This window comes from Nocardioides sp. W7 (assembly GCF_022919075.1).
In the GTDB taxonomy this organism is placed as follows: domain Bacteria; phylum Actinomycetota; class Actinomycetes; order Propionibacteriales; family Nocardioidaceae; genus Nocardioides.
Genome location: NZ_CP095078.1, coordinates 1,551,616 through 1,572,944 on the forward strand (window position 1 = coordinate 1,551,616; position 21,329 = coordinate 1,572,944).

General features: G+C 71.7%; 21 protein-coding genes. 14 read left to right on the forward strand and 7 right to left on the reverse strand.

From position 1 onward, the window contains the following. Positions 1 to 4: 4 nt before the first annotated feature. Positions 5 to 1,231: a lytic murein transglycosylase gene (locus MUB56_RS25880; RefSeq protein ID WP_280637374.1), complete on the reverse strand. Its 1,227-nt coding sequence runs from the start codon at positions 1,229 to 1,231 to the stop codon at positions 5 to 7. Positions 1,232 to 1,502: 271 nt separating this feature from the next. Here MUB56_RS25880 and hemL point away from each other — a divergent pair, with 271 nt between their 5' ends. From hemL to ccsB, 6 genes are read left to right on the forward strand one after another with little or no spacing between them, the layout of a single operon-like run. Continuing rightward, on the forward strand, positions 1,503 to 2,840 hold the full coding sequence (hemL, locus tag MUB56_RS07345) for a glutamate-1-semialdehyde 2,1-aminomutase (RefSeq protein WP_244931250.1): 1,338 nt from the start codon (positions 1,503 to 1,505) through the stop codon (positions 2,838 to 2,840). Next, positions 2,837 to 3,520 (forward strand): histidine phosphatase family protein, encoded by a 684-nt coding sequence (locus MUB56_RS07350; protein WP_244931251.1) that lies wholly within the window; start codon positions 2,837 to 2,839, stop codon positions 3,518 to 3,520. Before hemL ends, MUB56_RS07350 begins: the two co-directional genes overlap by 4 nt. A gap of 16 nt (positions 3,521 to 3,536) precedes the next feature. After that, the gene (locus MUB56_RS07355; protein WP_244931252.1) at positions 3,537 to 4,109 is read left to right on the forward strand and encodes a TlpA disulfide reductase family protein; all 573 of its coding nucleotides are present in this window, start codon (positions 3,537 to 3,539) and stop codon (positions 4,107 to 4,109) included. 15 nt (positions 4,110 to 4,124) lie between these two features. Beyond that, positions 4,125 to 4,868, forward strand: coding sequence for a cytochrome c biogenesis protein CcdA (locus tag MUB56_RS07360; RefSeq protein WP_348536716.1), 744 nt, complete (start codon positions 4,125 to 4,127; stop codon positions 4,866 to 4,868). After that, entirely contained in the window at positions 4,865 to 6,493 is a 1,629-nt protein-coding gene (locus MUB56_RS07365) for a cytochrome c biogenesis protein ResB (protein ID WP_244931254.1), read from the forward strand. The genes MUB56_RS07360 and MUB56_RS07365 overlap by 4 nt, the downstream gene beginning before the upstream one ends. Beyond that, positions 6,490 to 7,512 (forward strand): c-type cytochrome biogenesis protein CcsB, encoded by a 1,023-nt coding sequence (ccsB, locus tag MUB56_RS07370; RefSeq protein WP_244931255.1) that lies wholly within the window; start codon positions 6,490 to 6,492, stop codon positions 7,510 to 7,512. Before MUB56_RS07365 ends, ccsB begins: the two co-directional genes overlap by 4 nt. Here the strand turns inward: ccsB and MUB56_RS07375 are convergent. Together MUB56_RS07375 and MUB56_RS07380 are read right to left on the reverse strand one after the other, a co-directional pair. Next, complete coding sequence (locus MUB56_RS07375) at positions 7,509 to 8,060, reverse strand: AAA family ATPase (RefSeq protein ID WP_244931256.1); 552 nt, start codon at positions 8,058 to 8,060, stop codon at positions 7,509 to 7,511. The genes ccsB and MUB56_RS07375 overlap by 4 nt on opposite strands. 1 nt (position 8,061) lies before the next feature. Beyond that, entirely contained in the window at positions 8,062 to 8,268 is a 207-nt protein-coding gene (locus MUB56_RS07380; protein WP_244931257.1) for a hypothetical protein, read from the reverse strand. Positions 8,269 to 8,312: 44 nt separating this feature from the next. Between MUB56_RS07380 and MUB56_RS07385 the strand changes: the two genes are divergently transcribed. Further along, a complete protein-coding gene (locus tag MUB56_RS07385) occupies positions 8,313 to 8,573 on the forward strand; it encodes a DUF4229 domain-containing protein (RefSeq protein WP_244931258.1) in 261 nt (86 codons plus the stop codon). 182 nt (positions 8,574 to 8,755) lie between these two features. Here MUB56_RS07385 and MUB56_RS07390 read toward each other — a convergent pair whose 3' ends face one another. After that, entirely contained in the window at positions 8,756 to 10,045 is a 1,290-nt protein-coding gene (locus MUB56_RS07390; protein ID WP_244931259.1) for an HNH endonuclease signature motif containing protein, read from the reverse strand. Between the two features lie 226 nt (positions 10,046 to 10,271). On the opposite strand from MUB56_RS07390, the gene MUB56_RS07395 reads away from it, so the two are divergent. Then, positions 10,272 to 11,510, forward strand: coding sequence for an IS256 family transposase (locus MUB56_RS07395; protein WP_244928844.1), 1,239 nt, complete (start codon positions 10,272 to 10,274; stop codon positions 11,508 to 11,510). A gap of 205 nt (positions 11,511 to 11,715) precedes the next feature. Here the strand turns inward: MUB56_RS07395 and MUB56_RS07400 are convergent, their stop codons facing one another. From MUB56_RS07400 to MUB56_RS07410, 3 genes are all read right to left on the reverse strand, one after another. Then, a complete protein-coding gene (locus MUB56_RS07400; protein ID WP_244931260.1) occupies positions 11,716 to 12,936 on the reverse strand; it encodes an IS30 family transposase in 1,221 nt (406 codons plus the stop codon). Between the two features lie 338 nt (positions 12,937 to 13,274). After that, positions 13,275 to 14,150 (reverse strand): 1,4-dihydroxy-2-naphthoate polyprenyltransferase, encoded by an 876-nt coding sequence (locus tag MUB56_RS07405; RefSeq protein ID WP_244931261.1) that lies wholly within the window; start codon positions 14,148 to 14,150, stop codon positions 13,275 to 13,277. A gap of 36 nt (positions 14,151 to 14,186) precedes the next feature. Beyond that, on the reverse strand, positions 14,187 to 15,554 hold the full coding sequence (locus MUB56_RS07410; protein WP_244931262.1) for an MFS transporter: 1,368 nt from the start codon (positions 15,552 to 15,554) through the stop codon (positions 14,187 to 14,189). A gap of 36 nt (positions 15,555 to 15,590) precedes the next feature. Between MUB56_RS07410 and MUB56_RS07415 the strand changes: the two genes are divergently transcribed. From MUB56_RS07415 to MUB56_RS07440, 6 genes are all read left to right on the forward strand, one after another. Continuing rightward, positions 15,591 to 16,577 carry an AMP-binding protein gene (locus MUB56_RS07415; protein ID WP_244931263.1) on the forward strand — a complete coding sequence of 329 codons (987 nt, stop codon included), beginning with the start codon at positions 15,591 to 15,593 and terminating at the stop codon, positions 16,575 to 16,577. Then, entirely contained in the window at positions 16,574 to 17,524 is a 951-nt protein-coding gene (locus MUB56_RS07420; RefSeq protein WP_244931264.1) for an o-succinylbenzoate synthase, read from the forward strand. The genes MUB56_RS07415 and MUB56_RS07420 overlap by 4 nt, the downstream gene beginning before the upstream one ends. Then, a complete protein-coding gene (locus tag MUB56_RS07425; RefSeq protein ID WP_244931265.1) occupies positions 17,521 to 18,030 on the forward strand; it encodes a thiamine pyrophosphate-binding protein in 510 nt (169 codons plus the stop codon). Before MUB56_RS07420 ends, MUB56_RS07425 begins: the two co-directional genes overlap by 4 nt. Beyond that, on the forward strand, positions 18,027 to 19,067 hold the full coding sequence (locus tag MUB56_RS07430; protein ID WP_244931266.1) for a thiamine pyrophosphate-dependent enzyme: 1,041 nt from the start codon (positions 18,027 to 18,029) through the stop codon (positions 19,065 to 19,067). Before MUB56_RS07425 ends, MUB56_RS07430 begins: the two co-directional genes overlap by 4 nt. Next, on the forward strand, positions 19,064 to 19,390 hold the full coding sequence (locus tag MUB56_RS07435; RefSeq protein ID WP_244931267.1) for a hypothetical protein: 327 nt from the start codon (positions 19,064 to 19,066) through the stop codon (positions 19,388 to 19,390). Before MUB56_RS07430 ends, MUB56_RS07435 begins: the two co-directional genes overlap by 4 nt. Before the next feature lie 63 nt (positions 19,391 to 19,453). Further along, a complete protein-coding gene (locus MUB56_RS07440; RefSeq protein ID WP_244931268.1) occupies positions 19,454 to 21,319 on the forward strand; it encodes a Na+/H+ antiporter in 1,866 nt (621 codons plus the stop codon). Positions 21,320 to 21,329: the final 10 nt, after the last annotated feature.

The window sequence follows — 21,329 nt, forward strand, 5'->3', positions numbered from 1 at the left end:
GCGCCTACCGGCCCATGTACTTGTCGACGCAGGCCTGAACTCGCGCCGGGTCGAGCAGGCCCAGCAGGTCGAGCTTGATCCCGAAGTCGAGCGCGCACTGGGCCAAGGCCTGGGTCTCGGTGAGGATCGCGTCCACCGGGGTCACGCCGGTCGCCGGCAACGTCGGGAGAACGACCGGCGGCAGCGTCGGCGGCTTCGTCGGCAGACCGCCGTTGCCGCCGGACCCACCGCCGGGACTCGGCGAGGTCGTGGGCGCGGTCGTCGGAGCGGCCGGCTTGGTGGGCGCGGGCTTGCCGCCACCGTCGCCTCCGGTGCCGCTGCCGGGCTTGGTCTCCTTGACGCCCCCCGAGCCCGGGCTCGGGGCCGGCGTCGACGGCGGGATGTAGGACGAGTCGGGCTGGATGTAGCCCGCGGCGGTGGTGCCGTTGGGGACCGAGGTGTACTCGCCGTCGAGGTAGGCGGTCATGATCGAGAGGACCAGGTCGACGTAGGCGTCGCTGTTGTTGTAGCGGTAGACCGCGGCGCGCTGACCGGCCGTGGCGGCCAGGTCGTCCTCGCCCGAGCAGAGGTAGACCGCGGAGGCCAGGGCCGCGTCGTCGACGTCCTGCGGGTCACGTCGACCGTCACCATCGGCGTCCACGCCCACGACCGACCAGGTCGAGGGGATGAACTGCATCGGGCCGACCGCGCGGTCCCACTGGACGTCGCTGTCGAACTGGCCGGCGTCCGTGTCGGCGATGGCCTGGGTCTTCCGGCTGCCGTCGAGGGCGATGCCGAAGATGCCGGGGCGGGCGGTGCCCTGGTCGTCGAGGGTGTTGCCGCCGTAGCGCCCGTGGTCGGACTCGACCCGGCCGATCGCGGCGACCAGCTGCCAGGTGAGGTTGCAGCTCTCGTCGGCGGCGTTGATGACCGTCTCGGCGCGCTGGTAGGCGGCCAGGGCCACGGACGGGATGCCTGCGGTGGAGGCGGTGGAGACCGCCTGGGCGGCCCCGCCGGCACCGATGCCGGGCGCAACGCCGTCGGGGGAGGAGACGCTGGCCGGAGCCTCGATCGCCTGGGTGGGCACGCTGGTGCCGTCGGGCAGACCGGCGGGCACCTGGTCGGGGCTCTGGGTCGCGGTCGCCGAGCCGGCACCGACGCCGGCCAGGCTCACGGTCCAGGCCGCGGACAGCAGGGCGAGCGGCACCAGGGCCGTCGCACGCTGTGCGCGTCCGAATCGCTGTGCGGACATTCGGTCTCTCCCGGTCTCCGAACGAAACATGTCTTCCCGAGCGTTCCCTCACGTCCGGGTGTGACGCTGCAACGAATCGTGTCACGGCGAGGTTACGCAGGAACACCATTCAGCTGAACCTTCCCCAGATCTTGAGTGGTCAGCGTCACGATGGTGCCCGGGAGGGCCCGGGGCGAAACGGGGGAGTTCGCAGTGGGCTGGGCCACGTCCGCGGCGTTCGACCGACGACCCGCACCGTGGGCGGGTTGGTCCGCTGGGCGACAATGAGTCGATGTCTGCCGCGACCCGACCCACGCCTGCCTCCGAGGCGCTCTTCGCGCGCGCCCGCGCCGTGACCCCGGGCGGCGTGAACTCGCCCGTCCGGGCGTTCAACGCGGTCGGCGGGACTCCCCGCTTCATCCGCTCGGCCGCCGGCGCCTGGCTCACCGACGTCGACGGTCACGAGTACGTCGACCTGATCTGCTCGTGGGGCCCGATGCTGCTCGGGCACGCCCACCCGGAGGTGCAGGCCGCGGTGCAGGCCGCGGTGGCGCGCGGCACGTCGTACGGCACCCCGACGGAGCCCGAGGTCGAGCTCGCCGAGGAGATCGTCGCCCGGACCCCGGTGGACCGGGTCCGCTTCGTCTCCTCCGGCACCGAGGCGACCATGTCGGCCATCCGGCTCGCGCGCGGCTTCACCGGCCGCGACGTGGTGGTGAAGTTCGCCGGCTGCTACCACGGCCACGTCGACGCGCTGCTCGCGTCGGCCGGCTCGGGCCTGGCGACCTTCGCGGTGCCCGGTACGCCGGGGGTGCCGACGTCCTCGACCGAGCTGACGCTGGTGCTGCCCTACAACGACCGGGCCGCCGTGGAGAAGGTGTTCGCCGAGCACGGCGACCGGATCGCCTGCCTGATCACCGAGGCCGCCCCCGGCAACATGGGCGTCGTCCCGCCGGAGCCCGGCTTCAACGCGTTCCTGGCCGAGACCTGCACCCGCCACGGCGCGCTGTTCGTGAGTGACGAGGTGATGACCGGTTTCCGGGCCTCGAAGCAGGGCCAGTGGGGTCTCGACGGGGCCGTCGAGGGCTGGCGGCCCGACCTGGTCACCTTCGGCAAGGTGATGGGCGGCGGCTTCCCGGCCGCGGCGTTCGGCGGCCGGGCCGACGTGATGGGCCGGCTCGCACCGGACGGGCCGGTCTACCAGGCCGGCACCCTGTCGGGGAACCCGATCGCCACCACCGCCGGGCTCGCCACCCTGCGGCTCGCGACCGACGACGTCTACGCCCACATCGGCGCCGCCGGCGAGACCATCAAGGCGGCGGCGGCCGAGGCGCTGACGGCGGCCGGCGTACCCCATGTCATCCAGGCGAGCGGCACCATGTTCTCGGTGTTCCTCACCGAAGGTCCGGTCCGCGACTTCGCGGACGCCTCGCGCACCAGCACGCCGGCGTACGCCGCCTTCTTCCACGCCATGCTCGACGCCGGTGTCTACCTGCCGCCGTCGGCGTACGAGGCGTGGTTCCTCTCCAGTGCCCACGATGACCGAGCGGTGCAGACGGTCCTGGACGCCCTGCCCGGCGCCGCCCGGGCCGCGGCCACCGCACTCGACGAGACGGAGCCCGAAGGATGAGCGCCACCCCCGACACCATCGTCCACCTGCTGCGCCACGGCGAGGTGCACAACCCGCAGGGCGTGCTGTACGGCCGCCGCGACGGCTTCCACCTCTCCGCCCTCGGCAACCGGATGGCCCAGCGGATCGCCGAGTCGATCGGCGACCGCGACATCACCCACCTGGTGGCCTCGCCGCTCGAGCGGGCCCAGGAGACCGCCCGCCCGCTGGCGGCGGCCCGCGAGCTGGAGATCGTCACCGACGAGCGGGTCATCGAGTCGACGACGGTGTTCGAGGGGCTCAGCTTCGGCGAGGGCGCGATGACCCTGGTCAAGCGGCCGAAGCTGTGGCGGCACCTGCGCAACCCGATCACCCCGTCCTGGGGCGAGCCCTACAAGGAGATCGCGGCGCGGATGATGGCCGCGGTCGAGGACGCCCGGGTCGCCGCCGCCGGCCACGAGGCCGTGATCGTCTCCCACCAGCTGCCGATCTGGACGACTCGGCTGCACGTCGAGAAGCGCTCGTTCCTGCACGACCCGCGCAGCAGGCAGTGCACCCTGTGCTCGCTCACCTCGCTGCACTTCGTCGGTGACCGGCTCGCCCAGGTCTCCTACTCCGAGCCGGCCGGCGACCTGATCCCGGTGGGCGACCGCAAGGCCCCGTTCTCGGCCGGTGGCGCACCCGAGGACAACCGGCCCTGAATGGACCCGCACTGACATGACGCGACGCCCGCTCGCAGGCGCCCTGCTGGGCTGCCTGCTGCTCCTCACCTCGGCCTGCACCGACAGCGAGGGCACCAACGACGGCGGCTACATCGAGGGCGACAGCCAGATCGCCCAGATCGGCGCCGACCAGCGCAAGGAGGCCGTCGAGCTCTCCGGAGAGACCCTCGACGGCGAGCAGCTCGACGTGGCCGACTACCGAGGCCGGGTCGTCGTCGTGAACGTCTGGTGGTCGGGCTGTCCGCCGTGCCGCACCGAGATGCCGATGCTGGTCGAGGCCGAGCAGGAGCTCGCCGAGCAGGACGTCGCCTTCGTCGGCGTGAACATCCGCGACTCCAGCCGGGACAACGGACTGGCCTTCGAGCGCGGCCTCGGGGTCGAGTACCCCTCGATCTTCGCGCCGGGCGGCGAGGCGCTGCTGAGTCTGGCCGGGATCAACCCCCGCACCATCCCGACGACCGTGGTCCTCGACCGGGAGGGCCAGATCGCCGCGGTCATCTCGGGTCCGATCCCGGGGAAGGTCACTTTCACCGATGTCGTCGAGGAGATCGCGGCCGAGGGCGCCTGAGCGATGACGGACTGGTTGAGAGAGACGGCGGGATCCGGCTCGCTGGTGCTGGCGGTGCCGGTGGCGGTGCTGGCCGGGCTGGTGTCGTTCTTCTCGCCGTGCGTCATCCCGCTGCTGCCGGCGTACTTCTCCTATGCCACGGGGCTCTCCGGCGCCGACCTGGCCGCCGGCAACGTCAAGCGCGGCCGGATGGTCGCCGGCTCGGTGCTGTTCGTGCTCGGGTTCAGCGTCGTGTTCGTGCTGCTCGGGGTGGCCACCGGCTCGGTGGCCACCTGGCTGATCGTCAACACCGAGACCCTCAACCTGGTCCTCGGCATCATCGCGATCGCGATGGGCGTCGTGTTCGTCGGGCTCGTGCCGCTGCTCCAGCGCGACGTCCGCTTCCACCAGGTGCCTGCCGTCGGCCTGGCCGCGGCGCCGGTCCTCGGCTTCCTCTTCGGCCTGGGCTGGCAGCCCTGCATCGGCCCGACGCTGGGCGCGATCCTGACCCTGGGGTACGCCGAGGGCACGGCCGCCCGCAGCGGCCTGCTGCTGGCCTTCTACTCGCTGGGACTCGGCATCCCGTTCATCCTGGCCGGCCTGTTCTGGCAGCGGGCGCTCGGAGCGTTCGGCTTCATCCGCCGGCACCAGCAGTGGGTCACCCGCGCCGGCGGGCTGATGCTGGTCGTGGTCGGCGTCCTGCTCGTCACCGGCTGGTGGGACCACGCCGTGCAGTGGCTGCAGCTGAACCTGGTCAGCGACTTCGAGGTGAGTGTGTGAGCGAGACCCCCGCCGCCGACCGCAAGGCCGGCGAGCTGACCCCCCGCGAGCTGCTGCGGTGGACGTGGCGCCAGCTGACCTCGATGCGCACCGCGCTGATCCTGCTGCTGCTGCTCGCCCTGTCCGCCGTACCCGGCTCGATCATCCCGCAGGAGGGCGTCGACTCCCTCAAGACCACCCAGTGGCAGGAGGCGCACCCCGACCTGACGCCGGTCTACGACCGGCTCGGGCTCTTCGACGTCTACGACTCGCCCTGGTTCGCGGCCATCTACGTGCTGCTGATGATCTCGCTCATCGGCTGCATCATCCCCCGCACGTTCGTCTACCTCCGGGCGATCAAGGCCCCGCCGCCCCGCGCGCCCCGCAACCTGGGCCGGCTGCCCGACCACGCGTCGTACCGCACCGACGAGGACGTCGACGCCGTGCTCGCCCGGGCCCGGGAGGTCCTGAAGGGTCGCCGCTACCGGGTCCGTCCCGCCGACCTGGACGGTGCCGACGACGCCGCGGTCAGCAGCGAGCGCGGCTACCTCCGCGAGGTGGGCAACCTGATCTTCCACCTGTCGGTGATCGTGGTCCTGGTCGGCTTCGTCGTCGGCGGGATGTTCGGCTACAAGGGCGGCGTGCTGCTCCAGGTCGGCAACGGCTTCTCGAACACGCTCACCCAGTACGACGACTTCGTGCCCGGCGATCTCTTCGACGCCGCGGACATGGAGCCGTTCTGCTTCACCATCGACGACTTCGACGTCGAGTGGCTGACCTCCGGGCCGCGGGCCGGGATGTCGCAGGGCTTCAGCGCCGACACCCGCTACCGCGAGGACTGCGCCGGCGCCGACGCGAGCGAGGAGAAGCGGTACGACCTGCGGGTCAACCACCCGCTCGCCATCGGCGACACCGAGGTGTTCCTGATCGGGCACGGCTACGCGCCCGTCGTCACGGTCCGTGACGGCAACGGGGACGTCGCCTACAGCGGGCCCACGATCTTCCTGCCGCAGGACCAGACGCTGTTCTCCTTCGGTGTGGTGAAGGCCCCGGACGCGAAGCCCGCCCAGATCGCGCTCGAGGGGGTCTTCTTCCCGACGTTCATCAACACCGACGGCGAGCTGGCGAACCTGATGGGTGAGCTGAACAACCCGCTGCTGTCGCTGAGCGTCTACACCGGCGACCTGGGCATGGACGACGGCACCCCCCAGTCGGTCTACATCCTGCAGAAGGAGAAGACCGAGCAGGTGCTGAACGACGAGGGCAAGCCGCTGCGGCTCGACCTGCAGGAGGGCGACACTGTCGAGCTCCCGGACGGGCTCGGCAGCGTCACCTTCGAGGGGATCCAGGAGTGGAACCGGCTGCAGATCAGCAAGACCCCTGGCAAGCTGGTCGCCCTCTCCGGCGTCGTGCTCGCCCTGTTGGGCCTGCTGGGCTCGCTGTTCATCCGCCCGCGTCGCCTCTGGGTTCGTGCCCGCGTGGTCGACGGGGTGACACTGGTCGAGGTGGCCGCCCTGGACCGCTCCGGTGGCGGCGACGTCACCTCCGAGATCGACGAGGTGGTCGCCGCGCTGCGCGGTGATGTGCCGCCGACCGTGCCGTCTGACGTACCGCCCGCCGTACCGCCCGCCAAGGAGGAACCGTGACCGACGCTTCGTGGGAGACCCTGAGCAACCAGGCCGTCGCGGTCTGTGGGGTCGTCTACTTCCTCGCCCTGCTCAGCCACCTGGTGGAGTGGTCGGCGCTGCGCAAGCTGCCGGTCTCCGTCGGGTCCATCTCGGTCGCCCCCGGGAGGGGCGGCTCGGGCGCCGTCGCGGTCGCCGAGGGCGGGCCGAGTGGAGCGGACGGAGCGGACGTCGACGAGGCCGTCGAGCGGCGTACCAACCTGTTCGGACGCCTCGGCCTGCTGCTCACGATCATCGCGGTCGCCGTGCACCTAGTCGCCCTGGTCGGCCGGGGCATGGCCGCGGAGCCGAACCGGGTGCCGTGGGGCAACATGTACGAGTTCACCCTCTCCGGCACGTTCTTCATCGGGGCCACCTACCTCGTCCTGTACCGCCGGTTCTCGCTCGCCTGGATGGCGCCGATCGTCACCGGCGTCGTGCTGACGCTGCTGATGGTCGACGTGATCTGGCTGCACGAGGAGGTCGCCCCGCTCACCGAGGCGCTGAACTCCCCGTGGCTGGTCATCCACGTCGTGTCCGCGGTGATCGCGACCGGCGCCTTCACCCTCGGCGGCATCGCGTCCGCGCTGTTCCTGCTCAAGGAGCGCGCCGAGCGGCGCGGCAGGTCCGGAAGCTACCTCGCCCGCGTGCCGGCCACGGCCACCCTCGACCGGGTGGCGTACCGGATCAACGCCTTCGCCTTCCCCGTGTGGACCTTCGCCGTCCTCATCACCGGTCCGATCTGGGCTCACCAGGCGTGGGCGTCGTACTGGAACTGGGACCCGAAGGAGGTCTGGGCGTTCATCACCTGGGTCGTCTACGCGGGCTACCTGCACGCCCGGGCGACCGCCGGCTGGAAGGGCCGCAACGCCGCGATCCTCGCGCTCGTCGGCATGGCGACGCTCTGGTTCAGCTTCATCGGCGTGAACTTCTTCGTCTCCAGCCAGCACTCGTACGCCGAGGGACTCGGCGAGAGCACGATCGTCTCGACGCGGCTCTAGAGACTGCGGAGCAGCGCCTCGTACGTCGCGTCCGGGTCACCCTCGCGGCTGGGGACGACGACCGCCCCCGGGCGATCGTCGACGAGGCCCCGCAGCGCACGGTGATAGCGGCGCAGCGTGTCGTCGCCGCCCTGCGCGGCCACGATCGCGCGAACCTGCTCGTGCCACGGGTCGGGCGTGTCCGTGCCGCGCCGGTGGAAGCGCGCGACGGCGGCGTCAGGTCCGTCCTCGTCGAGGAGGACGCGTTCGACGAACGCGGCCCCGGCACGGCTCGCCACTGCCTCGAAGCGGGCCAGCTCCGCCGGGTCCACGAGCATCTGGGGGAGGACCACGTCGCAGCCCGCACGTAGGTGCGCCTCGATTATCGCCAACGCGACCGGCCGGATCGCCGCACCGGCCGCGGCGAAGTCGTCCGACCATCCGCCGATGAGGGTGCGCAACACGTCGATGTCGCAGCTCAGGACGCCGGGGTGCTCGTCGGCGTACCGCCTGGCGAGGGTGGACTTGCCGATCCCTGGTGGTCCGTTGAGGTGCAGGAGACGGGGCACGTCAGGTGCTGTCGGGGTCCTCGGGATGGCGACGCTTGCGGTCGAGGTCGCGCAGGAAGTCGTCGTCGTCGTCCGGGGCCACCATCCGCGGCTTGGGCCGCGGGGCCGGGCGCTGCATCGGTGGCAGCACGCCGCGGCGCTGAATCAGCCGGATGACGAGGTACGTCGCGAGCGCGAACAGCGCGACCACCAGCAGGAACTTCAGCACCCCTCCAATGTAGGCCCCTCTTGGTGAGGATCTACCCTGGAGAGGTGAAGGAGTTCTGGGTGTACACCGGTCTGCGGCTGGTCCTGTTCGTCGCGTCGCTCGCCGTCGTCTTCTCGGCCTGGCTGCTGATCGCCGGCGAGGCCAACATCCTGGGGTCCGTCGTCATCGCGTTCCTGGTGAGCGGCATCGGCTCCTACTTCCTGCTTCAGCGGCAGCGGCTGGCCCTCGCCGAGCACGTCCAGGCACGTGCGACGCGGGCGACCGCGAAGTTCGAGGAGATGAAGACCAAGGAAGACGTCGACTGACGTCGCTTCCGTTTTCGCGGGGCTGTTCGGCTTCCTGGGTCCCCGAGACCCGGTCGGCTGCTCGCCCTGCGGCTGCGCCCCGCCCGGGCCGCGGCCTCACGCAGCCGAGCGGGGGGAGCGAGGGCTGCAGACGCGCCTGTGGCCCTGGGGCGCGTGGCCGTCAGGGCTGAGGCTTCGGGTCGTCAGGTGAGCTCGGTGGTGCCGGTGTGGTCGCGTCTGAACAGCAGACCGTTGGGGCTTCGCCAGACGAAGGTGGTGTCGTCGAGCTTGTCGTAGCGCCATCTGGTGTGGGTCTTGGCCCGGTGATGTCGCCGGCAGAGCGGAGAGATGTTGCAGTCGCAGGTCGGTCCGCCGCGGGCGGCTGGGTCGATGTGGTCGCAGTCGCAGCGTCGGGCCGGCTTGCGGCACCAGGGGAACACGCAGCTGTGTTGGAGCAGCACCTGGCGTTCGCGGAGCCGGTCGGGGGTCTCGTAGGCGTCGGCGTGGACGTGGCCGTCGAGGTCGATGACCGGCTTGATCACGACCTGGGTGTCGGGGTTGGCGCACCAGGTCTTGACCTGCTCGGCCGTCACGAACGAGCGGGTCTCCTCGACGCGGGCCAGGTGCAGCTCGCTCCCAGCACCCGCGAGGGCGGCTTCGGAGACGTGCACGTGCAGCAGCACCTGCCGCGGCCGCTTCCGCTCCGAGTTCAGGCGGTCGTCCTCAGCGTTGAGCTCCAGGGACAGCTGGCGGCGGGCGAGGTCGCCGACGGCGATCGAGCGGCGGATGTCGACCGGCACGTCGAGGCCGAGTTGGCCGAGTTCGCGGGCGCGGCGGGCGACGGCGTCCTCGAGGTCGAGGGCGTCGGCCAGATCCAGGGTGCCGTGGACGTCGACGGTGCCGTCGAAGGACACCTGCTGGGAGTCGATGTCGAAGTGTCGCTTCTCGAACGCCGCCTCCCACCGAGCCTTCGCTTCGCCCGGGTCGTACGTCACCCGGGCTTCCTCGACCGTTCGGTCGAGCTGGGCGATCGAGATCTTGTGCGCCACCGCGTGCAGGTGCGCGTCCACGTAGGCCGCACCCTCCATCGGCAGGTCGTTGGTGGCTTTGGCGATCCGGCGGGCCTTCCACACCGGCAGGTCCAGCGCCTGGGTGCGGGCGTAGATCCTCGGGAGCCGGTGCGCCAGCTCGACCGCATCGCCCAGGTAGATCCGACCGGCGTCGGTCGACAGGCCGAGGGCGGCGGCGAACTCCAACACACTGAACTCCGCAACCAACGGCGCACCGGGACCGGCGATGGCCATCTCCTGCTCGTGCCCGGGCATCCAGATCGCCGCCGCCTCGTGCAGGGCTTCGGTGGAGTGCATCGCCGCCCAGGCAACCGCTGAGGCGAGCAGGTTCGCCGAGGCCCGGGCCTCGGTCAGCCGTTCGGCGCGCACGAACGCGAGCAACGCAGCTGCGTCGTCGCAGTCGTGAAGCTCACCGTTGGCCATACCAGTAATGTAATCGGAGGCACCGACAGTCCGAGTTGTTTCTCCACAGCGGTGACCACGACGGTCGATCCGAAGCGATCGTGAGCCGAGAAGCAGCCGCGACCAGGGTAAGAGTCCCCGGGAGTGGTGGGGTTTGAGGGACCAGCGGCGGGGCGTCAGCACGTAGACGGCCATCGGCGGGATCTTCGGTGTGTACGGCCAAGCACTCACCGAAAGAGGTCCACCGATGGCCTTGCCCCAGTCTGCCCTGTCCGAACTCCTCGACGCGTTCCGTGCCGGTGATGGCGTCGACCTGATCCGTGATTCGGTCCGGGTCGCGTTGCAGGAGCTGATCGAGCTCGAGGCGATCGAACGCGTCGGCGCCGCACCCTATGAGCGCACCGAGGACCGTGTCACCGAGCGCAACGGCCACCGGCCGCGGGTGCTGACCACCAAGGCCGGCGACGTCGAGCTGCGGATCCCCAAGCTGCGGAAGGGCTCGTTCTTCCCGATCATCCTCGAGCCCCGTCGTCGGATCGATCAGGCGCTCTACGCGGTGGTGATGGAGGCCTACGTCCACGGGATCTCGACTCGCAGCGTCGACGACCTTGTCGAAGCGATGGGCGGCACGGGTGTCTCCAAGTCCGAGGTCTCCCGGATCTGCACCGGCCTGGATGAGACCGTCGGCGCGTTCCGCACCCGCACCCTGGACCACGTCGAGTTCCCCTACATCTATCTCGACGCGACCTACCTCCACGTCCGCAACGCACCTGGCAAAGGTGGCCAGGTCGTGTCGATGGCGGTGGTCGTCGCGACGGGTGTCACCGCAACCGGTGAACGGGAGATCCTCGGCCTGGACGTTGGTGACAGCGAGGACGAGGTCTTCTGGCGCAGCTTCCTGCTCAGCCTCAAACAACGCGGACTGGCCGGCGTGAAGCTGGTGATCTCAGATCAACACTCCGGCCTCGTCAAGGCGTTGAAGCGCGCGTTCCAGGGCGTCGCGCACCAACGGTGCCGGGTCCACTTCGCCCGCAACCTCCTGGCCCACGTCCCCAAAGGCCAGGCCGACTACGTTGCAGCTGCGTTCCGGATGATCTTCGCCCAGCCCACCGCCGAGGACGTCCACGTGGCGTGGGACAAGACCCGCGACGAGCTCGCCGCCCGCTTCCCCAAACTCGGGCCACTGATGGACGACGCGAAGCCCGAGGTCCTCGCCTTCACCGCATTCCCACGCGAGCACTGGCGCAAGATCTGGTCGACCAACCCGCTCGAGCGGGTCAACAAGGAGATCAAGCGCCGCGCCCGGGTCGTGGGCATCTTCCCCAACGCCGCGGCGGTGATCAGGCTGGTAGGCGCGGTGCTGATCGACATGCACGACGAGTGGATCGCCGGGGACCGCCGCTACCTCTCCGAAGGATCCATGGCCAAGCTCTACGCCACCAGCGATACTGAACCAATCGCCGCCATCGAGAGCAGCGACGCGTAGGCACCGAGGATCACCTCAAAGCCCACCACCCCGCGGGGCTCTGTCCGACCAGGTGCGTCGACCCGAGCGGACGATGAGCCCCTTGTTTCATTGAAGGTCTTCGAACCAGCCTGGTGCCGGGCGGAGACCGCCACCCACCGCCCACCGCCCTACGCGATGCCGTACCTCGGCTCACCGGGTTTCGACACGGTTGCTGCGGGCGGATTCAAGCGGTGAGTGCATCACGGGGTGGGTTGTTGGGGTTGGACAGTAGTGCGTCGAGGGCTTCGGCGGGGGTGGCCCAGCCGAGTTGTTTGCGGGGGCGGTTGTTCATCTGGAGGGCGACTTGGTCGAGGAATCCGGGGCCCCAGAAGGACAGGTCGGTGCCCTTGGGGAAGTACTGGCGCAGCAGGCCGTTGGTGTTCTCGTTGGAGCCGCGTTGCCAGGGTGATCCGGGGTCGCAGAAGTAGATGTCCAGGCCGGTTGCTTCGGCGATCTGGGCGTGGTTGGCCATCTCGCTGCCGCGGTCCCAGGTCAGGGTCTGACGCAGGGTCTGGGGCAGCTTCGCCATCTCGCGACACATGGCTTCCTGGACTGTTTCTGCGGTGTGGTCGCTGGCCAGGTGGAGCAGGATCAGGTAGCCGGTGGCGCGCTCGACGAGGGTCCCGATCGCGGAGGCGTTGGCGGTGCCGAGGATCAGGTCACCTTCCCAGTGGCCCGGCACGGCCCGGTCCTCGACCTCGGGTGGGCGTTCGCTGATGCTGACGATGTCGCGCGGGTTCCCGCTCCGGGCATTGCGGGCGGTGCGTTGCGCGCGTGGCTTACGCATCGTCCGCCCGGTACGCAGGCACACCGCGAGCTCGCGGCGCAGCGCACCGCGGCCTTGGACGTAGAGCGCCTGGTAGATCGTCTCGTGGGACACGTGCATCTCCGGGTCATCGGGGAAGTCGCGGCGCAGCCGGCGTGCGATCTGCTCGGGACTTTGATTCTCGCCCAGCCGTTGGAGGACCTCGGTGCGGAGTCTGGTGCCCTCGGCGAGCTTGAGCGGCCCGGACGGGTGCGCGTCACGGTGACGAGTGTCCGCGGCTGCTTGCGCGGTCGTGGCCCGGTAGCGGCCACCGGTGGTGTTGCGGGTGCGTTCACGCCAGATCGTGGTCCGGCTGAACCCCAGCACGGTGGCAATCTCGGCGTCGGTCTTTCCCGAGGACAGGAGATGAGCGATCTCTTCGCGATCAGCCAGCGTGAGGCGTCGCCCCTGAGGGCGTCGCTCGGCTGGGTCCTCCCGTTCTGAGCGGCGTGGCATCACGCCACCAGATGCTGCAAACCACCGGTATCCGATGGTCCGTGACACGCCAGCCGCAGCCGCAGCGTTTTCTGTCGACAGACCTGCAGCGACATGGCGCCAGAACGCCCTACGGACCTCACGAGCAATAGCAGGACGAGCCATTGAACGAACACCTCGATCAGACCGGGGTGTTGCACTCACGCTTGAACCCGGGGCGCGACCTGCTCAACCACCGGGGCGTCGGCCCTCAACCAGCGTCACGGGCCGCCCTTGTTGCAGCGGTGATCACGACGGTCGATCCGAAGCGACCGTGAGCCGGGCAGCAGCCGCGACCAGGTGCGTCGACCCGAGCGGACGATGAGCCCCTTGTTTCATTGAAGGTCTTCGAACCAGCCTGGTGCCGACAGCAGAGCGCAACCACGGTCGTACGGAGGCTCACCGGGTTTCGACACGGTCGCTAGCGCGACCTGCTCAACCACCGGCGGACAGATGAACCCCGGTCAGCCGCAGAGGACGAGGGCGGCGGTGGTGAGGGCGGCCCAGGCGAGCTCGGCGGTGCCGGTGGACTGCAGGACCGGGATCAGGCCGGGCCCGGTGGCGCCGGAGAGGACGACGCGGACGCCGGGGGCGGCGAGGACGAGGAAGAGCAGGCCGACGAGCACGCACCAGGACGTGAGGGCCGCTAGGGCGACCACGGCGAGCGCGGCGGCGACGACGAGGGCGACGTACAGGAGCCGGGTGCGGCGGTCGCCGAGGACGACGGCGAGGGTGCGCTTGCCGGCGACGGTGTCGGTGGGGATGTCGCGGAGGTTGTTGACGACGAGGATCGCGCAGGCGAGGGCGCCGATGCCGACGGCCGCGTACAGGGCGGCGAGCTCCCAGGTCTGGGTCTGGACGTACGTCGTGCCGACCACGGCCACCAGTCCGAAGAAGACGAAGACCATCACCTCGCCGAGACCGAGGTAGCCGTACGGCTTGGCGCCGCCGGTGTAGAACCAGGCGGCGAGGACCGACACGGCGCCGACGGCGAGCAGCCACCAGGCGGTGGCGGCCGCGAGGGCCAGACCCGCGGCGGCCGCGACCCCGAAGGCCAGGAAGGCGGCCCGCTTCACCGCGCCCGGGGAGGCGGCGCCGGACCCGACGAGGCGCATCGGCCCCACCCGGGAGTCGTCGGTGCCGCGGATGCCGTCGGAGTAGTCGTTGGCGTAGTTGACCCCCACCTGCAGGGCCAGGCTCACCACCAGGGCGAGGAGGGCCTTCCAGGCCACGAAGTGATCGACGTACGCCGCGACGCCCGAGCCCGCGAGCACCGGCGAGATCGCAGCGGGGAGGGTGCGGGGGCGGGCGCCGGAGAGCCATTCACCTGGAGTTGCCACAACGGGTGATTCTCGCAAACGGCTCGGGCGGACGACTCAGGGCGTCGGTGCGACGGCTCCGGGGGCGTCGCCGCCCGGCTGTCCGGGCTGCGTCACGGTCGGCGGCCCGACCGGCGGGGGCTCCTCCTCGGCGGTCGCGTCCGAGGCCGCGGCGTCGGCGAGCACGTCGGGTGGCACGTGCCGTTCGAGGAACCGCCGCGCCAAGGCGGTCGAGGGATGCAGGGCCGCCGCGGCGACGGTGATGATGCCGGCGATGATCAGCCAACCGGTCGCGCCCCAGTTCATCGCGAGGAAGGTGTAGAGCGCCGGGGCCCAGACCCGACCGAGGGTGCCCGTGAGCTCGGCGGCGCCCTGGTACTCACCCCGCCGGCGCGGGTCCATCAACTCGGCCTCGAAGGTCCAGCTGGCGGCGGAGAGGAAGAGCTCGGCCCCGGTCAGGGTCACGTGCCCCAGGAAGAACAGGGTGACGGTGAGCCAGCCGACGCTCTCGTGGGTGGAGAGCGTGATGACGCACGAGACGATGAAGAACACGGTCGAGACGCGGATCGCCCGCAGGGCGGTGGGGCGGTCCTTGACGCCGCGGGCGGCGGCCAGCGGCAGGAAGATGCACATGACCGTGTTGGTGCCGAAGAGCAGGGCGAGCACCGACCACGGGGCGTCGGTCTTCTCCACCAGCCACAGCGGGATGACCAGGTGGAGGAGCACCTGGTTGGTCCACAGCACGCCGGCGAAGAACATCGAGAGCAGCCAGCCCGCGTTGCGCATCGGACCGGGCCCGGGGATCTTCGCGGCGCGCTCCTCGGCGGTCTTCAGGTCGTGGGGGGCCTTGGGGAGACGGGTGATGCAGAAGGCGTTGACGAGGAAGACCCCGGCCGTGAACAGCGGCATCAGCTCGAGGAGGGTGAGCGACTCGAAGGCCAGTGCGATGCCACCGACCAGCGAGCCCAGGGTGAAGCCGACGTTGAGCGCGGAGTACATGTAGGCGCGCGACGTGACCCGCTCACGCGGCGGCAGCACGTCGATCGTGTAGGAGCCGTGGGCGGTGCTGCCGAGAGCGCCGACGACCTCCATCACCACGGCCATGGCGACGTAGCCCGCGAAGCTGTCGATGAACGGCCAGAGCGCGAACATCGCCGCCTGCCCGACCCCGCTGACCGCCCAGGCGCGCTTGGGCCCGAACCGGTCGACGAGCCGGCCCATCGGGTACGCCGCGACGAAGGCAGCCATCCCGGCCAGGGTCAGGCCGAGGCCGACCTGCGCCGCGCTGAGCCCCACGACCTGGGTGAAGAAGACCGCGGAGCCGGTCAGGAAGGTGCCCTCGCCGAGGGCGAAGAGGACCGACTGAAGGGACAGTCGCCCGGCGAGGGGGGACGGCGGAGCGAAGCGCCCGAGAAGGGTTGGCACCGGCGCATCCCATCACGGGCCGATAGGTTTCGGCACATGGGATTCGCGGTGGCACGGTGGCTGTCCGCGGTCGACCCGGAGCCGTGGGTCGTCGAGACCTCGGGGTCGACCGGCCGGCCCAAGCGGGTGCTGCTGCCGCGACGGTCCGTGCTCGCGTCGGTCGAGGCGTCCGCCCGCCGGCTCGGGGCCTCCGGCCAGTGGCTGCTCGCGCTGCCGGAGAGCTACGTCGCCGGGCTGCAGGTGGTCTGCCGGTCCCTGGTCGCGGGCCACGATCCGGTCCGTCTCGACGACCATCCGTCCCTCGCGGCGGCGGCGGAGGCGATGACCGGGGAGCACCGGTTCGTCTCGCTCGTGCCGACCCAGCTGCACCGGCTGCTCGAGACCGATGCCGAGGTGCTGGCCGGCTTCCACACGGTCCTGCTCGGCGGCGGGCCGATCGACCGCGCGCTGCGGGAGCGGGCGGCCGGGGCCGGCGTACACGTGGTCGCGACGTACGGCTCCGCGGAGACCGCCGGAGGCTGCGTGTACGACGGCCTGCCGCTCGACGGGGTCGCGCTCGCGATCGGCGCCGACGGCCGGGTGCGGATCAGCGGGCCCACCCTGTTCGCCGGGTACGACGGCGACCCCGACCTGACCGCGGAGGTGCTGGTCGACGGCTGGTTCCTCACCTCCGACGCGGGTCGGCTCGACGAGGACGGCCGGCTGCAGGTGCTCGGGCGGCTCGACGACGTCGTGGTGAGCGGCGGGGTGAACGTGCCCGCCCCGGCCGTCGCGGCGCGGCTGCGCGAGCACCCGTCCGTGGCGAGCGCCGAGGTGCTCGGCGTCCCCGACGAGGAGTGGGGCAACCGGCTGGTCGCCTTCGTGGTCTCGACGGAAGGGGACCTGACTCTCGACGCCGTGCGCGCGTGGGTGGGCGAGGCGCACCCCCGCTCGTGGGCGCCGCGTCAGCTGGTGGTGCTCGACGAGATCCCGCTGCTGCCCAACGGCAAGCCGGACCGGCTCACCTTGCGGGGTCTGGCATGAGGGTCGTCTCCATCCCGATGCGCACCCGCTTCCGCGGCATCACGGTCCGCGAGGCGGTGCTGCTGGAGGGCGCTGCCGGGTGGGGGGAGTGGAGCCCGTTCCTGGAGTACGACGACGAGGTCGCCGCCCCCTGGCTGCGCTGTGCCGAGGAGGCCGCCGCCGGTGACTGGCCCGAGGCGGTGCGGACCCGGGTGCCGGTCAACGTGACGGTGCCGGCCGTCGGCCCCGAGCAGGCGCACGCGATCGTGGCCCGCGGCGGGTGCCGCACCGCCAAGGTGAAGGTCGCCGAGCCCGGCCAGAGCCTCGCCGACGACGAGGCCCGGGTCGAGGCGGTCCGCGACGCGCTCGGCCCGACCGGCCGGGTCCGGGTCGACGCCAACGGCGCCTGGGACGTCGACGCCGCCGTCCGCGCGATCGCCGCGCTGGACCGCGCCGCGGGCGGTCTGGAGTACGTCGAGCAGCCCTGCGCGAGCGTCGAGGAGCTCGCCGCGGTACGCCGGCGCGTCGTCGTACCCATCGCCGCCGACGAGTCGATCCGTCGCGCCGCCGACCCCTACCGGGTGCGCGACCTCGAGGCCGCCGACGTGGCGGTGTTGAAGGTCCAGCCGCTCGGCGGGGTGCGGGCCTGCCTGCGGATCGCCGAGGACATCGGGCTGCCGGTGGTCGTGTCGTCCGCGCTCGAGACCAGCGTCGGCATCGCCGCCGGGGTGGCTCTCGCAGCGGCACTGCCGGAGCTGCCGTACGCCTGCGGGCTCGCCACCGTGCAGCTGCTGACCGACGACGTCACGGGGAGCTCGCTGCTGCCCGTCGACGGCGAGCTGTCCGTCCAGGTCCCGTCCGTCGACCCGGCGGCGCTGGAGCGGCTCGCGGCCGCGCCCGACCGGGTGGCGCACTGGGAGGCCCGGCTCGCCGCTGTCCGGGCCGTGGGGCAGGATCGACGACCGTGAGCAGACAGGGCACCAGCACCGAGCTCGCCCGCAGCGTCGTGCGCGTGCTGCTCGACGGTGGGGTCACCGAGGTCGTGGTCGCCCCCGGCTCGCGCAACGCCCCCCTCTCGTTCGCGGTGTACGACGCGTCGGTGGCCGGCCTGCTGCGGCTGCACACCCGCATCGACGAGCGCTCCGCCGGCTTCCTCGCCCTCGGCCTGACCAAGGTGCACGCGCGCGCGGCCGTCGTCTGCACCTCGGGCACCGCCGTCGCGAACCTGCACCCGGCCGTGCTCGAGGCCGCCCACGCCGGCGTGCCGCTGGTGGCCGTCACCGCCGACCGACCGGCCCGGCTGCGCGGCACCAGCGCCAACCAGACCACCGACCAGATCGGTGTCTTCGGCCGGTTGGTGCCGACCACCAACCTCACCGAGCCCGGGCCGTTCGCACTCGTGGAGGACGGCCCGACCCACCTCAACGTGCAGCTCGACGATCCGCTGGTGCCGACCGACCGGTGGGTCCCGTGAGCCCGCTGAGCACCCTCCCGCTGGGCCCGCGCACCGTCGTCGTCGCCGGCGACGACGCCGGCCCGCCGCCGCGGGTCCTGGCCCAGGACGGCGGCTGGCCGCTGCTGGCCGAGCCGACGAGCGGTGCGCGCACCGGCGACCACGCGCTGCGCTGCTACCGGCTGCTCCTGGACGGTGAGCTGGGCCGCGGCATCGAGCGGGTCGTCGTGTTCGGTCGGCCGACGCTGTCGCGCCCGGTGTCCCGGCTGCTCGCCCGCGCCGACGTCGAGGTCCTCGCCGCCCCCGGCCGCGGGGCCTGGGCCGAGCGTCCGTTCCCGATCGCCGGCACCGTCGACCGCGAGACCCGCCCGGCCGGCCGGGACGACCCGGAGTGGTTCGGGGCCTGGGTCGAGGCGGACCGCTCGCTCGGCCGTCAGCTCGACGCGCTGCTCGCCGCGGAGGCCGGCCTCACCCCCCACGAGGTCGCCGGCGCCGTGGGCCGCGCCGTACCTCCCGGAGGGCTGCTGTACGTCGGCGCCTCCAGCCCGATCCGGGACCTCGACCTGATGGCGCGCGGCTACGCCGTCGGCGACCGCCGCAAGGTGATCGCCAACCGCGGCCTGTCCGGCATCGACGGGGTGGTCTCCAGCGCGATCGGCGCCGCCCTCGGTCGCCCGCACTCGACGCGCAGCCTGGCCCTGATGGGCGACGTGACGTTCCTGCACGACGCGGGCGGCCTGGTGCTCGGCCCGGGCGAGCCCGAGCCCGACCTCACGATCGTGGTCGTCAACGACGACGGCGGCTCGATCTTCTCGATGCTCGAGCAGGGTGCGCCCGAGCACGTGGAGCAGTTCGAGCGGCTCTTCGGCACCCCGCACGGCGTCGACCTGGCCCAGCTGTGCGCCGCGACCCGCACACCGCACTGGCGGGTCGGGTCGGTCGGGGAGCTCGAGCACGCCCTGGCCTCGCCCAACGGCGGGATCGAGGTCGTCGAGGCCGTCGTACGCCGCGACAACCGCCGCGACCTCGACGAGCGGATCCGTAGGCTCGTGCCGTGACCGAGCAGCAGGCCCCGCCGGGCGTGATCCCGTACGTCGAGCACCACACCGGCGAGCGGCGGGTGCTCACCCTGCACCTCACGTCGGGCAACTCGATGCTCACCGCCAAGAACCCGCCCGTGGTCAGCATCGACGGGCGGCAGTATCTCGTCTACTGGGGGTCGGTCTCGTTCGAGGTGCCCGCGGACCGGGCGGTGCACGTCAGCGTGCACATCGAGGCCGAGCGCATCGGACAGGCCGCCTCCGCGCTGCTGCCGCCGGGCGAGTCGCTCGCACTCACCTACAGCACCGACTTCATGTCCGGGAACGGCTCGCTGCGCTGACGGGCTCTTCCGCCCTGCGTGAACACGGCGGGTGCTGCCTCGCGGGCCTGGGAGAATCGTCGGGTGGACGTCGCCCTGCTGCTCTGTGGTCTCGCCGTCGGCGTTCTGGTCTGCACGGAGGTGGCCCGGCGCATCGACATCCCGGCGCCGTTCCTGCTGATCGCGGTCGGCGTCGCGGCGTCGTACGTCCCCCAGGTGCCGCAGGTCTACCTCGACCACGACGTGGTGCTGCTGGGCCTGCTGCCGCCGCTGCTGTACGCCGCCGCGCAGCAGACGTCGCTGGTCGACTTCAACGCCAACCGGCGCCCGATCCTCGCGCTCTCCGTCGGGCTGGTGGTGTTCACCGCCGCCGGTGTCGCGGTGGTGGTGCACCTGCTGCTGCCCGGCATCTCGTGGGCGGTGGCGTTCGCGATCGGTGCGGTCGTGGCGCCGCCGGATGCCGTGGCCGCGACCGCGATCGGTCGCCGGATCGGGCTGCCGCGCCGGATCGTGACGATCCTGGAGGGCGAGTCGCTGCTCAACGACGCGACCGCGCTGGTCGGGCTGCGCACCGCGCTCGCCGTCGCGGCCGGCACCGGCCTGGACGCGTGGGAGGTCTCGTTCGACTTCGTCCGCGCCGCCGGCGGGGGCGTGCTGGTGGGGTTCGCGTTCTTCCTCCTGGTCGCGAGGGTGCGTCGCTGGATCGCCGACCCGGTGACCGACAGTGCCGTCTCGCTCGTGGTGCCGTTCGCGGCGTACGTCCTCGCCGAGGAGCTGCACGCCTCGGGCGTGCTCGCGGTGGTCGTCGCGGGCCTGCTGCTCGGCCACAAGGCGGCGGTCCTGCAGACCGCTCAGTCGCGGATCGCCGAGCGGCTGAACTGGCGCACCATCGCCTTCGTCCTCGAGAACACCGTCTTCCTGCTGATCGGCCTCCAGGCCTGGTGGATCGTCGAGGGCGCCATGGACAGCGACCTGGGGCTGGGCCGGATCGCCGCGGTGTGCGCGGCGGTGGTCGGCACGGTGATCGTGCTGCGCCTGGTCTGGGTGTTCCCGTCCCGCTACCTGTTCGTGCGGCCGAGCGTCGACCCCGACACCGGGGCTCCCGCGCCGTGGACCTACACCTTCCTGCTCGGCTGGGCCGGGATGCGCGGTGTCGTCACCCTGGCGGCGGCCTTCGTGATCCCCGAAGGCACCGAGTACCGCGAGGTGCTCGTGCTGATCGCGCTCGCCGTGGTCGCCGGGACACTGTTCCTGCAGGGCATGACGCTGCCGTGGATCGCCCGGATGCTGAAGGTGCCGTCCCCGGACCCGGTCGAGGACGCGCTGGCCCGCGCGACGCTGCTCCAGCAGGCGTCCAAGTCGGCGCTGCGCCGGCTCGACGAGCTGGAGTACGACGACCCGCACGAGGTCGTCGAGCTGATCCGGCAGCGCCTGGACCAGCGCAACTTCGCCGCCTGGGAGCGGCTCGCCACGGTCGAGGACCAGGAGGCTCCGAGCGAGCTCTACAGCCGGGTCCGGCTCGAGCTGCTCGAGGCCGAGCGACGCCGGGTGCTGGAGATCCGCTCCTCCGGCACCGTGCCGGCCGAGGTGGTCGCCGACGTGCTGGCCATGCTCGACGTCGAGGAGTCGATGCTCGACGTCGCCGCCGAGGAGCGCCGGGAGATCCGGGTCTCGACCGCCGGGCGTCGTACCGGTGAGACGTGCGTGGACCTCGACGACCAGCCGGCGATCGAGACGGTCGAGGATCCGGTCTGCCAACGGTGCCTCGACGAGGGCCTGCACTGGGTCGCCCTGCGCCAGTGCCTGGCCTGCGGCAACGTCGGCTGCTGCGACTCCTCGGCCGGCCAGCACGCCACCGCCCACTTCCGCGACGCCACCCACCCGGTGATGCAGTCCGCCGAGCCGGGCGAGAACTGGCGTTGGTGCTACCTGCACCACCTCACCGCGTGACCCCCCGCCG